Raw genomic sequence first — 14,491 nt, 5'->3', positions numbered from 1 at the left:
TTCTTCTGTCGTCGCAACAAGATTGACTATACTTCACTCGCACGGACGCACAAGTCGGGGTCAGCGCCCGACGGGCACCGGCGCCGGCTGCGCGGGCAGGCCTCCACCTCCCACATCGGACGGCGAGTTGTCGTCGACGACGACCAACAGTTCCTGGATCCGCTGCAGGTCACGGGCCCACGCGGACCCCGTCGCGATCCGCTGCTCGAACGGATAGCCGTAATCGGATCGGAACTGGTCGGCGAAGCGGCCCTTCGGCCCCTTCTCGGTGACGATCGCAAAACACGCACATGCCGCCGAGTCCGCGACGTAGGCCCCGTAGTTCTGCAGGGTCCACGCGATCTGGCGTCCGGGCACCGTCTGGAGGCCCAGTGCATCGATGTCGACGTCGAGCGGGATCGCCAGCAGCGCACCCAGACGCATCGCCGACGGCGCCGACCCCTGACTGCCGTAGGTCTGCTCGGCGTCACTGTCGGAGGTGGACGCGGGCCACCGGAAGCAGTCCCCCGACGGGCACGCACGGAGTTGCCGCGACGTGTCGATGTTGACGCGCAACGCGTGGCGGGGTCCGGTGGCCTCGGTCGAGGGCCGCAGCTCGCCCAGACGCAGGGCGCCCACCAGTCCACTCAGCCCCGATCCGCCGAGGTTGCGGGAGATGCCGTCGCCGTAGAGGTCGACGGGATCGGACACCGCCAGGCTCGTCGCGGGCCCCCCGGGCGTGCATCGGGCCAGCGGCCCGCTCTGCATGACCGTGCGGCCGTCGGGCATGAGCCAGCTCGCGCCCTCGTTGTTCGTCGACTGCGGCACGGTGTAGTCGGCCGGCATCGGGACACTGAAGAAGCTGCGCGAGGAGGTCGGCTCGCAGCGATCGCGGCCGGTCCATGCGGCGTCGCTGTACCGCAGTTCCGTCATCGGCGCGTCGGGCGTCTCGATGATCGAGGTCTCGTCGTTCTGCGGCATCGGCGCGAACCGGTCCCCACCGGGTCGGGCGGGCATGTCGGCGTCGACGTAGACGGCGTCGGCACCGATGGCCGTGTTCCAGATGCTGGTGTCGGAGAACGGCTGTCGGAGGACGTCGCGGTCGGGACGGTCGGACGACCCGAGCGCGAACAGGAAGGTCTGCACCTGTCGACCGCCGAAGGCCGACACCAGCGGCGCGGTCCGACGCGACGCATCGACGACCCGCCCCGCCACGGCCGACGTCCCCGTCGACGACGCCGCCACGGAGACGGCCAGCGCCCGGCCACCGCCGGGGACAGGTGCCACCGGGCCGGTCGACCGTGCGATGAGCGGTGTCGCCGCGTCGACACCGGACCACCGGTGGACGTCGGCGCGCACGGTGGACCCGTCGGTGACCTCGACCCGGACCGGGGCGGGGTCACCGGTGGCGATCCCGTAGATGACCTGGCTGTGCCAGCCCTTGTCCCCCACGACGGGCTCCGACCGGGCGGCGGCCGCCCATGCCTGGACACCTCCGCGGGCGAAGACGCGCCCGCTCCCGTTCCATGTGACCGAGGCGACCACGAGGTCCCCGGGTGTGACCGACCCCGGCAGCGTGACCGTGGTCGCGGCCGTGGGGACGTCACTGAGTGGATGGCGGGGTGCCGACGACGCACAGGCGGACGCACCGAGCAGCACGACGCAGGCAAGCGTCATCGCCAGTCGTCGACGCATGTGATCCTCCCCCAGCCGTTCTGCCTCTCCCCGGCCGCGGATGCTACCGAGCCAACCTGAGAGTTCACCCAACGCCGGATCCGCCCGGGCTCCCGCAGCGCGACCGAGACGGATGCCGGACTCGCCGGATGCGTGATGAGGAACACCAGAAGTGCTCTGTACGAGCTCTTTACGGTTGCTCACGTCACACTTGCCCCACGTCGAGAGCGGGTGTCTACTGGCCCCGCACGGTGCCATCGTTCGCTGAGGCTCCTTCGCGGAAACACGCCAGCGACCCCAAACGTCCAGAGACGCCACGGGTCAGGACAGGTCTTCCCGGCTTAAGGGTTGACCCCGATTGGCTCCTCGACTCCTGTCGAGGTCCACGCCGCGGAGTGCCAAAGGTCTTACGAGGGGGCGTTTCCTGCTCCGGTCATGTGACCGCCCGTCCGTCACGTATCGACCACGACCGTGATGCCCGCGCGGCACACGGCCATACGGAGGCTTGCCATGTCCACACTCGACACCCTGCTGCGCCTGCTCTGCGGGCTCGGACTGGGCACCCTGATCGGTTTCGAACGCCAGTACCGCGCCCGCATGGCCGGTCTGCGCACCAACGCCCTCGTCGCGACCGGCGCGACGCTGTTCGTCGTCCTGTCGGCGCACGGCTTCTCCGGCGGTACCGCCGACCCGACGCGCGTCGCTGCCCAGATCGTCTCGGGCATCGGATTTCTCGGCGCCGGGGTCATCCTCCGCGACGGCTTCGGTGTACGGGGGTTGAACACGGCGGCAACACTCTGGTGTTCGGCCGCGGTGGGCGCCCTCGCCGGCGCCGGCCTCTACGACGTCGCCGCGATGGGCACCGTCGCGGTGGTGACGGTCAACGTCGCGCTCCGCTGGCTGGGCCGCGCCGTCGACAGGCACCCGGAGTCGGGTGACGAGACCCCCTCCGGCTACACCGTCACCGTCGTCACGGACAGCGACGCCGGGCCGGCGGTCCGCGCGATGCTGCTGGACCAGATCTCGGGGGCCGACGTCCGTGTCCGCGGGATCGACGTCACCGACACCGACGACGCGACCCGCATCGTGCTGGAGGCCGTGTGTGATCACCGCGACGACGACCACATCGACGCCGCCGTGGTCCGGCTCGGCGCGCAGACCGCGGTCCGGTCGGTGCGGTGGGACCGCGACACCGCACTGCAGGACAGCGTCCGATGAGCCGCGAGGATGTCGCGGTCTCCATGCGGTCCGCGCACCTGGACACCGCGCACGTCGGCGACATCACGGGCGCACTGGGCAGCGTCTCGATGTCGCAGACACAGTCCGGCCGGACGTCCAGGACCCGGCTGATGACGATGCTGGCCGTCCTCGGTCCCGGCCTCATCGTGATGGTTGGCGACAACGACGCCGGCGGCGTCGCCACCTATGCGCAGGCCGGGCAGAGCTACGGGTACTCGCTGATGTGGGTCCTGCTCCTGTTGATCCCGGTCCTCATCGTCAACCAGGAGATGGTGGTGCGCCTCGGGGCGGTCACCGGTGTGGGCCACGCCCGCCTGATCAACGAACGGTTCGGCCGCGGGTGGGGTTGGTTCTCGGTCGGTGACCTGTTCGTCCTGAACTTCCTGACGCTCGTCACCGAGTTCATCGGGATCAGCCTCGCTGCACACTATTTCGGTGTCTCGTCGTACATCGTGGTCCCGACGGCCGCGGTCGCACTGGTCGTCATCATCGCGACGGGCAGCTTCCAGCGCTGGGAACGGGCGATGTTCGTGTTCATCGCGATCACCCTGCTGCAGATCCCGATGCTGCTGATGAGTCACCCGGACTGGGCGCAGGCGGCGACGAGTTTCGTCGTCCCCGGGATACGGGGTGGCATCAGTGCCGACGCGGTGTTGCTGATCATCGCGATGGTCGGCACCACGGTCGCGCCGTGGCAACTGTTCTTCCAGCAGTCGAACATCATCGACAAGCGGATCACACCCCGGTTCATCGGCTACGAGCGCGTCGACACGACGATCGGGGCCTTCGTGGTCGTCATCGGGGCGGCAGCCCTCGTCGCGACCGCCGACTTCGCTGCCCGCTCCACCCATGCGGGAACGTGGATCGACAGCAGCGACGCCGGGGACATCGCGACCATGCTGGCGCACCACAGCCACCTTCTCGGCACCATCTTCGCGATCGTGCTCCTCGACGCATCGATCGTGGGCGCCGCCGCGGTGACCCTGTCCACCAGCTACGCGTTCGGCGATGTCTTCGGCATGAAGCACTCACTGCACCGGGGGGTCCGCGACGCCAGGAAGTTCTACCTGTCCTACACGGGGATGGTCGTCGTCGCCGCGGCGATCGTGCTCATCCCGGGCGCCCCGCTCGGCCTCATCACCACCGCGGTCCAGGCGCTCGCCGGGTTGCTGCTGCCGAGCGCGAGCGTCTTCCTCCTGCTGCTGTGCAACGACCGCCAGGTGCTCGGACCGTGGGTCAACAAGCGGTGGTTGAACACCGTCGCGGTGGCCATCGTGGCCGTGTTGATCCTGCTGTCGGCGATCCTGATGACGACGACGCTCTTCCCCGCGTGGGACGTGGTCACCCTGAGCATCTGGCTGGCGGCCGGGATCACAGCACTCGGAGGGACCGGCGCGGTCGCGCTCCGGCTGACGAACCGTCACCGGAACCCCGGGACCGTCGACCTCGTGGACTGGGGTGCCGTCGACAGAGAGCAGTGGCGCATGCCGCCACTGGCCCTGCTGGAACCGGTGAGATGGTCGTCGGGGACGAGACTCGGGATGCTCGCACTCCGGGCGTATCTCGTGGTCGGAGCGGTTCTGCTCGTCGTCAAAGCGGCGCAGCTCGGTCGGTGAGGAGGTCCCGCACGCCCGAGGACTTCCGTCATAGGTGTGACAGTTGGTAACGTCTAGTTTGTGACCGACCAGACACCGATCGAGTGGCGCCGACGCACCGTGGTCAACGGCGACGTCCGCATCGCCGTGGTCGAGGCCGGCGTGACGGGGGCGCCGACCGTGGTGCTGGTCCACGGATGGCCCGACACGCACCGCCTCTGGGACCACGTCGCGCCGCTGCTCGCGCAGCGGTTCCACGTCGTCGCCTATGACACGCGGGGATACGGCGACACCGACTCACCCGCAGGTGACGCGCCCTATGCGCTGGCAGAGCTCGCGACGGACCTGTTCGCCGTCATCGACGCCGTCGGTGGTGGCGCACCCGCCCACGTCGTCGCCCACGACTGGGGCTCGGTCCAGGCGTGGGAGGCGGTGACCACGCCCGGCGCGACGGACCGGATCGCGTCCTTCTTCTCCATCTCGGGTCCCAACCTCGACCACCTCGGGGCATGGGCCCGCGAGAAGCTGTCACGCCCGACCCCCGCGGCGCTCGGCCAAGCGCTGTCGCAGGTCGCCTCGTCGGCCTACACCGTGATGTTCCAGTTGCCCGTCGTCCCGAAGCTGTTCTTCGGCGCACTCGGCTGGGCACCGGTCTGGCGGCGGTTCCTCCGCGCCGTCGAGGGCACACCCACCACCGACGTGACCGTGGCGCCGACGCTGCACCGCGACATGATCTCCGGGCTGCGGTACTACCGCGCCAACATCCGGCCGAAGCTCTTCCACCCCCAGCCCGGTTCGACCGACGTGCCGGTGTTCGAGCTCGTCAACACCCGGGACATCGCGCTGCGCGCACCCATCTTCGACGGCACGCCGCGCCATGCGTCGCGCCTGTGGCGCCGTGACCTGCCCACTGGCCACTGGCTCCCCTACTCCCGTCCGCAGCTGATCGCGCAGTGGGCCGGTGAGTTCATCGACACCATCGAGTCCGGCTCCGCCACACCGGCGATCGAGCGTGCCGCCGTGAGCGGTCCCCGCGGACCGCTGTCGGGAAGGCTGACCGTCATCACCGGCGCCGGGAGCGGCATCGGCCGCGAGACCGCGATCCTGTTCGCCCGCAACGGCAGCGAGATCGTCTGCAGCGACATCGACGCCGCCGCTGCGCGGACCACCGCGGAGGCGATCATCACCGCGGGCGGACGCGCGCATTCCTACCCACTCGATGTCTCCGACGATGCCGCGTTCGCGGCCTTCGCCGACGAGGTCGCCGCGAACCACGGAGTCCCCGACATCGTCGTGAACAACGCCGGAGTGGGGCTCGCGGGCAACCTGCTCGACGCCACCGACGCGCAGATCCGTCGACTCGTCGACATCAACCTCATCGGCGTGGCCACCGGGTCGCGGGTGTTCGGCCGGAAGATGGTGGCGCAGCGGGCCGGTGGACACATCGTCAACCTCGCGTCGGCGGCGGCGTTCACGCCGCAGCGCGGACTCGGCGCCTACGCGGCCACCAAAGCGGGCGTGCTGCTGCTCAGCGAGTCGCTGCGCGCCGAGCTCGCCGGGCACCGGATCGGGGTGTCCGCGATCTGCCCGGGCATCGTCGACACCAAGATCGTCTCCACCACCACGTTCGCCGGGTCCGCGGGAGCCGACGACGAGAAACGTCGGCAGGACCGCATGGACGCCGCCTACCGCCGCCGCGGGTACACGCCCGACAAGGTGGCCCGCAAGATCCTCGCCGCCGTGCTCGAGAACCGCGCCGTGGTGCCGGTGACCCCCGAGGCCGCGGTGGGATACCGCGTCTACCGCTTCGTCCCGGCGCTCTCGCGTCGGATGGCCCGAACCGAACTGGTGTGAGGAGTCCACTCATGTCCCTGCTGCCCACCACCTCGACCTCCGCGTCGATCGACCCGACCCTGATCGCCGATCCCGGTCCCGTCCACCTGCATGCGCGCAACGTGGCGTTCGACCTGGAAGAGACGCCGCTGCACTGGATCCCGGGTCACCCGATGGCGTCGAACGTCATCAGCGTGCTGAACCTGCTGCTGCCCGAGGGCGAGCGGTGGTTCGTCACCACCTACAACGAGGCGCTGCCGCTCGTCGCCGACGAGGAGCTCGCCGCCACCATGCGCGGGTTCATCGGCCAGGAGGCGATGCACGCCGAGGCACACGACAAGGCGCTGTGGGACTTCCTCGACCGCGAGGGCGTCGACCCCCGGCCGTTCGAGCGTCAGATGCGGTGGTTGTTCCGCAAGGCCCTCGCGCCGAAGGAGGACTGGGACCCCGACGCGCGGCGCAAGGACCTCGTCGAGCGCCTGTGGCTCATCGCCGCCATCGAGCACTACACGGCCATCCTCGGCGACTTCGCCCTGAACAACACCTGGCGTGAGCACGGCGCCGATCCCGCGATGACCGACCTGTTCACGTGGCACGGGGCCGAGGAGGTCGAGCACCGATCGGTGGCCCACGACGTGGCCACCTACTTCGGCGACGGGTACATCCGCCGCGCGAGGGCCATGGCCGTGGCCCTGTTCGGTCTGCTGATGCTGTTGCACCGCGGGAGCCGTTTCATCGCCAAGAGCGACCCGTACCGCTCCTACTCGTACCTGTCGATGTGGACCGAGTACCGCCGCGGGGCCAAGGCGGGCGTGCTGCCGACGCTGCGGTCGATCATCCTCGCGACGTTCTCCTACTTCCGACCGTCGTTCCGGCCGGAGGAGATCGGTTCCACCGCACAGGCCGTCGCCTACCTGGCGTCGTCGCCGAGCACCCGCGCGGCCAGTCGGTGAGCACCACCGGCCCCGGGGCGCCGTCCGCCCAGACCCGATCGGAGCAGACCCGATCGGAGCAGACCCGATCCGACCGGGCGCGGACCGACCTGGAGTCGATCGACCTCGAGTCGACCCCCGCACATCTCTACGGGCGGTTCCGCCAGGATCCCGCGATGCGGCTGGTCGGGGCGATGTTCTCGCATGTCTACCCGCGGCTGGTACGTCGACTGCACGTCGCCGACGATCACGCGGTGAACACCGGTGTCACGCAGGTGCGCCTGGCCGACCGCACGGTGGTGGCCGAGGACGAGAACGTCGTCGCGCTGCGCTTCGAAGCGCTCGACGGTGGACATCTCCCGCCGTGGTACGCGGGTGCCCACCTCGACCTGATGCTGCCGTCGGGTCGGATGCGCGAGTACTCGCTCTGCGGTGATCCGACGGACCGGACGTACTACCGGATCGCGGTGCGGCGCATCCCCGACGGCGGTGGCGGCTCGGTGGAGGTACACGACGCGCTCGCCGTCGGTGACGTCGTGTCGATCAAGGGCCCCCGCAACGCCTTCCCGCTCGCGCTGCCCGGACTCGGGTCACGCGCCGAGCGGTTGCGGTTCATCGCCGGTGGCATCGGGATCACCCCGATCCTGCCGATGATCCAGCTGGCCGACCGCCTCGATCTCGACTGGTCGATGATCTACACCGGACGCAGTCGCGACTCGCTGCCGTTCATCGACGAGGTGCTCACCCACGGTGACCGGGTCACCGTCCGCACCGACGACGACGGCGGGATCCCCACGGCCGAGGAGCTTCTCGGCCCGGACGTCTCCCCGGAGACCGCGGTGTACAGCTGCGGTCCCATCCCCATGCTCGACGCGCTCGTGGCGCACCTGCGCGACGTCCGCGACGTGGAGCTGCACCACGAGCGGTTCTCGCCGCCTCCGGTGGTCGACGGCCACCCGTTCACCGTGACGCTGGCCTCCACCGGCGTGACGGTCCCCGTCGGCGCCGACGAGACCACTTTGGCGGCCCTGCGTCGGGAGAAGCCGTCGGTGCCGTACTCGTGCCGGCAGGGCTTCTGCGGCACCTGCCGCACCCGTGTCCTCGACGGCACCGTCGATCACCGGGACACGCTGCTGACCACGGCCGAGCGCGAGGCGGGCTGGATGCTCTCCTGCGTCTCGCGCGCCGGCGGCGACGCGATCACCGTCGACGTCTGATCGGCTGCCGCGCCGCGCAACCCGAGGTAGGCAGCAGGGGCGGCGAGTGCAGCCACCGCGACAGCGACCCACACCGACTGGTGCAGCCCGGTGACGAACGCATCCCGCACGGCGTCGAGCACAGGCCCGGCGAACTGCGCGGGCGCCTGCTGGGCGACCTCCACCCCGGCGACGACCGACGTGCGCGCGATGTCGCGGGCCTGTTCCGGGAGTTGCTGCAGCACAGCGGAGTTCGTGGCGCCGGACGCGTAGACCGAACTCAGCACCGAACCGAGTACCGCCACACCCAGTGCGCCACCGAACTCCCGGGTGGTGTCGTTGACCGCGGCCCCGGCGCCCGCCCTGTCTTCGGGGAGGCTCGTCATGACGACGTGGGTACACGGACCGGAGATGAGCGCGAGACCCGCCGCCATGGCGCTCATCGACCACACGATGAGGCCCCAGTAGGACGCGTCGGCGCCGGCGAACTGCACCAACGCGAACCCGCCCGCCATGAGCAGGGCGCCGGTGGCGGACACCGCGGCGACACCCACTCGCCGGACCGCCTGCATCGCCACCGGGGAGACGACGGCCATCACCACCGCGAACGGCAGGGTGTGCAGACCGGCGGACAGCGTGCCGTATCCCTTCACGGCCTGGAAGTACTGGGTGATCAGGAAGATGAACCCGAAGAGGCAGAAGAAGGCCAGGGCGATGAGGCCCGACGCGGCCGCGAAGCGCCGGTCACGGAAGACCCGGACGTCGAGCACCGGATGCTCCGAGCGCAGCTGACGTCGGACGAACACCGCGAGAAGCGCTGCGGCAAGAACGAACCCGCCGAGAGTGCGCCAGTCGGTCCACCCGTGACGCGGTCCCTCGATCACCGAGTAGATGAGCAGCCCCATCGCGGCGACGCTGAGTGCGAGACCGAGGACGTCGGCGCGGCCGACGGGTGCCGGGCGTGCGGCGGGCACCAGGAGAACGACCGCGACGGCGACGACCGCCGCGAAGGGCAGGTTGATCCAGAAGACCGACGCCCACGAACCGTGCTCGATGAGCCACCCGCCGAGCACCGGCCCGATGGCCACGGCCACCCCGGCCGTGGCAGCCCAGATGCCGAACGCCGCGGCGCGCTCGCGGGCGACGGTGAACACCGACGTCAGCAGGGCCAGCGTCGCCGGGAAGACCAGCGCGGCGAAGACACCGAGCCCGACCCGGGCGACGATCAGCGTGGCGGTCGACGTCGCCAGCGCGGCCGGGATCGACATCGCCGCGAACCCCGCGATGCCGACGAGCAGCATGCGTCGGCGTCCGAAGCGGTCGCCGAGGTGGCCGCCTGTGATCAGCAGGCCGGCGAAGGCGAGCGTGTACGCGTCGACGATCCACTGCAGGTCGGACATGGTGGCCGACAGGTCCCGGCTCATGCTCGGCAGCGCCACGTTGACGATCGTGTTGTCGATCATCACCAGCAGTGTCGCCAGGCACAGGCTGACCAGTGCGGCCCAGCGTCGTGGTGCGGTCATGGGGACTCCTCGGGGTCTGTATAACGCCGTGCCATCGTTGTAGGTCACTGTTCTACAAAAGAAGAACACCGTTCCAGTACGGTGTCAACCGTGGTGACGAAGAGGACCCCTGCCGCCGAGGTCAGAGACGCGCTCATCGCCGCCGCCCACCGGGTGTTGGCGGCGCAGGGGGTCAGGGGACTCACGGTGCGTGCCGTCGCGGCCGAGGCGGGCGTCGCGCCGATGGGTGTCTACAACCACCTCGACGGCAAGGACGGGTTGATGGCCGTGCTGGTGGAGGACGGTTTCGAGCGACTCCGTCAGGCCACCGTCGCCTCGGCCGACAGCGACCCGGTCACTCGCCTCCGGACTGCCGGTCGCAACTACCGCGCGTTTGCGCTGTCCAACCCGACGCTGTACCGCCTCATGTTCTCCGGGCAGTGTGACGTCGGGGAGGCGGGGATCGCCGCGCTCGGCGCCCTCACCGAGCTGATCCGGTACGGACAGGCGTCGGGAATCGTGCGACTCGACGACCCGCAGGAGCTCACGATGGTGGTGTGGTCGTGCGTGCACGGCGCGGTGAGCCTCGAGCTCGACGCCGCCGCGCCCGGGTCGGTCGCCGTCGACAGCGAGCACGTCTTCGAGTCGGTGCTCTCGATGATCGAGCGGGGCAGCGTCCCCGATTGACGGGGTGTCCCGACCGGAGTCGGGACGGGCGTCAGGGCAGGACGATCGGCGGGAGACCGGGGATGGGGTTGGGGATGGTGCGCCTCCGCGGGATGTACCGCGGCGCAGGTGCCCTCCGTGTCTGCCCCGGGGCGACGTAGCCACCACCACCACCGGCGCCACCGCTCGCAGTCGGCGGGGCGGTGTACTGGGTCGCGGGGAGGCGGGCCGCGCCGAGGTCGATCGGCGTCCGGGTCGGTGTCGACGGCGCGGTCGAGTCCGCGGGGGGCGCGGCGGCGGACGACGACGGCGCGGTGGCGAAGCCCGCGACGGCGGGTGCCGACGCAGCATCGGTGCCACCGACCCAGGGCACCGCGAGGATCGCGCCGCCCACGACGACGGCTCCACCGAGCGCCACGGCACCGATCGCCAGGCGCCGATAGGACCGCGCACCCGACACACGGACGTCGCCGGTGGGCGGCATGTAGTACCGCGGTCCCGCGCCGTTCACAGGGTGCCCGGGTGCGGGATCGGACGGGACGACGTCGTGATCACCGGTGACGGCGACCCGGGCATCGTCTGCGCGTGGGTCGTCGCCCCAGGTCGCGACGGGCGCGACGGGGTCCGGTGCCCGGGTGGCTGCACCCGCAAGTTGTACCGCATCCGTCGGCTTCTCGTCCGGTCGTACGGCTGTGAACGGCTCCGTGACCGCCGTGCCCACCTGGTCCTCGGCGGTCCCGGCGTGTTCCTCGGGGGCGTCGACGGTGTGCCGACCGCGGTCCGTGGGATCGGCGTCGGGCATGTCGTCGATGTCACCCAGGATGACCACGGGGACCTCGACGTGCGCACCGACCGACTCCGCCAGACCCGGCCACAGCTCGTGGTCGGGCATGAACACCACCGCCCCGATGTCCACGGTGGACTCGGCGAGGGTGCGCGCGATGACGTCGCGGGCACCGGTCAACTCGGTCTCCAGGGCGGTCACACAGTCGGCACGCGACATCCGGAACATCGAGACGTGCTCGGGCCCCATCGCGAAGGCGCCGTCGGCGACGGCCAGGCGCTCGCGCACCGCCGGCATGAGGTCGATCAGCTCCGCCGCCCATCCCGTCGACTCCGGCCGGGTGACCCGGCCGATGCGCACGAGGTGATCGGCCAGGGTGAGGTCGAGCATGTGCGGGGCCAGCCGTCCGTCACCGCGCTCGGCGATGCTCGCCCCGGACGCGGCATCGACGACGGCGACTCGCAGGCCCATCTCACCGAGTTCGGCGAGCAGGTACGCCGGGCACCGGTCGATCCCGGCGGCGGCGACCGCACGCCGGACCTCGCGCTGCAACGAATCCTGGAGCATCACCGCGCCGGAACGCGGAGGCATCGACGCGCTGGACATGACCCCCCTGGCAACGGACCGCGCCATCCCCCAGGCACGCGTCCGTCACGAAGGTAACACGAGGGTCACGACAGCTCACGCGGTCGCGACCGCACCCACGTCCTGCCGTGCGACTGCGGTGAAGTCACGGCTGTAGTCGACCCCGCGCATCTGCGCCACATACTGACTGGCGAACCCGGGATACATGGTGGCGTTGAAGCCGTCGTCGGTGAGATACCAACTGCTGCAGCCGGAATTCCACGTGGTGCGTTCCAGTCGACGCTGGATGTCGTCGTTGTACCGGTCCTGTGCGGCCCGGTCCACGTCGAACACCGCAAGGTCGCGATCGAGGATCGTGCGTACGGCGGTCACGATCGCGTCGATCTGCGCCTCCATGTAGACCAGGGCCGAGCTGTGGCCGGGGCCAGAGTTGGGGCCGAACGTCACGTACAGGTTCGGGTACCCCGACACCGCGAAGCTCTTGTAGGCGTACGCACCGCGGCGCCACTCGTCGTCGAGGCTGCGTCCGTCCCGGCCGGTGATGGGGATCGGTGCGCCCTGCTTGGACACCTCGAAACCGGTCGCGAACACGAGGCAGTCGAATCGGTGCTCGATCCCCTCGACGGTCCGGACGCCCTTCTCGCAGATGCGGGCGATCGGCCACGTGATGAGCTTGCAGTTCGACGCCTGCAGCGCCGGGTAGTACTTGCTCGTCATCAGCAGACGCTTGCAGCCCGCGCGGAAATCCGGGGTGAGCTGGCGGCGCATCCACGGGTCGGGCACCTGGCGACGCATGTTGAGCTTGGCGACGGCCTCGACGACGCGCGTTGCGGGCGACTTCCACACCACACCGACCGCCACGGACTCGTGGCCGGCGAACCATGCCGTGCGCGCCAGGGACTGCAGCGCAGGCACCTTCTTGTAGAGCGACTGGGTGCGCTGCGAGACGGCGGGGTTGAAGCGCGGGAGGACCCACCCCGGCGTCCGCTGGAAGACGGTCACCGATCCGGCGCGCTCGACGAGTTCGGGCACGATCTGCACGGCGCTCGCGCCGGTGCCGATCACGCCGACCTTCTTCCCGGTGAGGTCGTAGTCGTGATCCCATGCGGCGCTGTGCATCCGCTTGCCGGTGAACTCGTCGAGACCGGGGATGTCGGGATAGCCGGGGGTGGAGAGCGGGCCCGACGCGATCACCGCCGCGCGGGCCAGCACCGGCTCCTGGCCGTCGACGTCGATGCGCCACAGCCCCGCCGGCTCGTCGAACTCGAGTCCGGTCACCGTCGACGAGTACCGGATCACCTGGTCGAGGTCGTGCTCGGCGACCATCGTCTCGATGTAGGCGAGGATCTCGGCGCTTCCCGAGTAGGTCCGGCTCCAGGAGGGGTTGGGCGCGAACGAGTACGAGTACAACCGCGACGGGATGTCGCAGGCGGCACCGGGATAGGTGTTGTCCCGCCAGGTGCCGCCGGGCCGGTCGGAGCGTTCGAGCACGAGGATGTCGTCGACACCCTCCTGCCGCAGGCGGATCGCGGTGCCGATGCCGGCGAACCCGGCTCCGATGATGACCGTGTCGTGGACGTGGCCGCTCATGCGACGGGCTCGTAGGTGAGTTCCTTCGACCACGTCGGCTGGGGCCGCAGCAGTCGACGGGGGTAGTGGTCGGTCACCTTGACCATCGCGTCGGCGAACAGGTGGTACGGGTGGCCGCGGTCGATCACCCAGCTGGCATGGGTCTTGACGATCTGGTAGCTGAGCAGCCGCTTGCCCGCGCCGCGCTCCCCGTTGTTCTTGAACCGCTTCATGGCGTCGTACAGGCGCTCTTCCTTGAGCCCCATCGCGACGATGTTGTCGCGCATCTTGTTCAGCAGCGGGATGTACATCAGGGCGCCGATGAGCACGGCCGGGCTGGCCACCGCGCCGACGGACTCGATGAGCAGCTTGCGCATCCGCGCCTGACCGATGAGGTCGAGGGCGAAGAAGTCCACCGCAAGGTGCCGGGACTCGTCGTTGTTGATCTTCTTGAACGCCGCATGACAGATCGGGTCCTCGACCTCCTCGAGGAGGAACTTCAGCAAGGCGCCGTCGAGCGCGACCTCGAGCATCGGGATGACCGTCCCCAGCACCGACAGCGACATCTTGTCGGAGTACTTGTCGAGCCACTCGATGGCGAGGCGGATGTTGATGTTGGGCTCGGGGATCTCGTCGGCCTCGAGCATTCCCCACCGACGCATCAGCGCGAGCTCGGCGTTGGCGTGCTTCTGCTCCTCGGCGTGGAAGTAGCGGTAGATCTCGGCCAGCGTCGGGTTCGGCGCCTTCTTCGCCAGGGCGGCGAAGCCACGCGCACCGACGTTCTCGATCCAGACGAGGTCGGCCATGAACGCCTTGAGCTTGGGCTTCATCTCCTCGGTGATGAGCTCCGCACCCGGTGCGTCCCAGTCGATGTCGGCAAGGGCCCACTGACGGTCCTTGATGGTCTGCAGCATGTCTTCGAGAACGATGGGCATGG

11 protein-coding genes and 1 riboswitch are annotated in these 14,491 nt (G+C 69.9%); of the genes, 6 read left to right on the top strand and 5 right to left on the bottom strand.

The window, feature by feature from the left end:
- Window positions 1–60: 60 nt before the first annotated feature.
- A complete protein-coding gene (locus tag LX14_RS09520; protein ID WP_253646973.1) occupies window positions 61–1,674 on the bottom strand; it encodes a hypothetical protein in 1,614 nt (537 codons plus the stop codon).
- Between the two features lie 228 nt (window positions 1,675–1,902).
- A riboswitch (M-box (ykoK) riboswitch) is annotated at window positions 1,903–2,076 on the top strand.
- Between the two features lie 87 nt (window positions 2,077–2,163).
- Between LX14_RS09520 and LX14_RS09515 the strand changes: the two genes are divergently transcribed.
- From LX14_RS09515 to LX14_RS09495, 5 genes are all read left to right on the top strand, one after another.
- Complete coding sequence (locus LX14_RS09515; RefSeq protein WP_253646972.1) at window positions 2,164–2,871, top strand: MgtC/SapB family protein; 708 nt, start codon at window positions 2,164–2,166, stop codon at window positions 2,869–2,871.
- Window positions 2,868–4,508: an NRAMP family divalent metal transporter gene (locus LX14_RS09510; protein ID WP_253646971.1), complete on the top strand. Its 1,641-nt coding sequence runs from the start codon at window positions 2,868–2,870 to the stop codon at window positions 4,506–4,508. Before LX14_RS09515 ends, LX14_RS09510 begins: the two co-directional genes overlap by 4 nt.
- 60 nt (window positions 4,509–4,568) lie before the next feature.
- Entirely contained in the window at window positions 4,569–6,341 is a 1,773-nt protein-coding gene (locus LX14_RS09505; protein ID WP_253646970.1) for an SDR family oxidoreductase, read from the top strand.
- Window positions 6,342–6,352: 11 nt separating this feature from the next.
- Window positions 6,353–7,273, top strand: a complete 921-nt coding sequence (locus LX14_RS09500; protein WP_253646969.1) for a metal-dependent hydrolase — start codon at window positions 6,353–6,355, stop codon at window positions 7,271–7,273.
- 89 nt (window positions 7,274–7,362) lie between these two features.
- A complete protein-coding gene (locus LX14_RS09495) occupies window positions 7,363–8,469 on the top strand; it encodes a PDR/VanB family oxidoreductase (RefSeq protein ID WP_253647957.1) in 1,107 nt (368 codons plus the stop codon).
- On the opposite strand, the gene LX14_RS09490 is transcribed toward LX14_RS09495, so the two are convergent.
- On the bottom strand, window positions 8,370–9,971 hold the full coding sequence (locus tag LX14_RS09490) for an MFS transporter (protein ID WP_253646968.1): 1,602 nt from the start codon (window positions 9,969–9,971) through the stop codon (window positions 8,370–8,372). The two genes, LX14_RS09495 and LX14_RS09490, sit on opposite strands and share 100 nt — an antisense overlap.
- 81 nt (window positions 9,972–10,052) lie before the next feature.
- On the opposite strand from LX14_RS09490, the gene LX14_RS09485 reads away from it, so the two are divergent.
- The gene (locus LX14_RS09485; RefSeq protein ID WP_372505298.1) at window positions 10,053–10,637 is read left to right on the top strand and encodes a TetR/AcrR family transcriptional regulator; all 585 of its coding nucleotides are present in this window, start codon (window positions 10,053–10,055) and stop codon (window positions 10,635–10,637) included.
- A 31-nt stretch (window positions 10,638–10,668) separates the two neighbouring features.
- Here LX14_RS09485 and LX14_RS09480 read toward each other — a convergent pair whose 3' ends face one another.
- From LX14_RS09480 to LX14_RS09470, 3 genes are all read right to left on the bottom strand, one after another.
- Window positions 10,669–11,991 carry a hypothetical protein gene (locus LX14_RS09480; RefSeq protein WP_253646966.1) on the bottom strand — a complete coding sequence of 441 codons (1,323 nt, stop codon included), beginning with the start codon at window positions 11,989–11,991 and terminating at the stop codon, window positions 10,669–10,671.
- Between the two features lie 90 nt (window positions 11,992–12,081).
- Window positions 12,082–13,575, bottom strand: coding sequence for a flavin-containing monooxygenase (locus LX14_RS09475; protein ID WP_253646965.1), 1,494 nt, complete (start codon window positions 13,573–13,575; stop codon window positions 12,082–12,084).
- Window positions 13,572–14,489 (bottom strand): ferritin-like domain-containing protein, encoded by a 918-nt coding sequence (locus LX14_RS09470; protein WP_253646964.1) that lies wholly within the window; start codon window positions 14,487–14,489, stop codon window positions 13,572–13,574. Before LX14_RS09470 ends, LX14_RS09475 begins: the two co-directional genes overlap by 4 nt.
- Window positions 14,490–14,491: the final 2 nt, after the last annotated feature.

It is taken from the genome of Williamsia deligens, assembly GCF_024171765.1.
Lineage (GTDB): Bacteria > Actinomycetota > Actinomycetes > Mycobacteriales > Mycobacteriaceae > Williamsia_A > Williamsia_A deligens.
The sequence above is the reverse complement of the archived record's forward strand: the minus strand, read 5'-3'. Positions and strand labels throughout refer to the sequence as shown.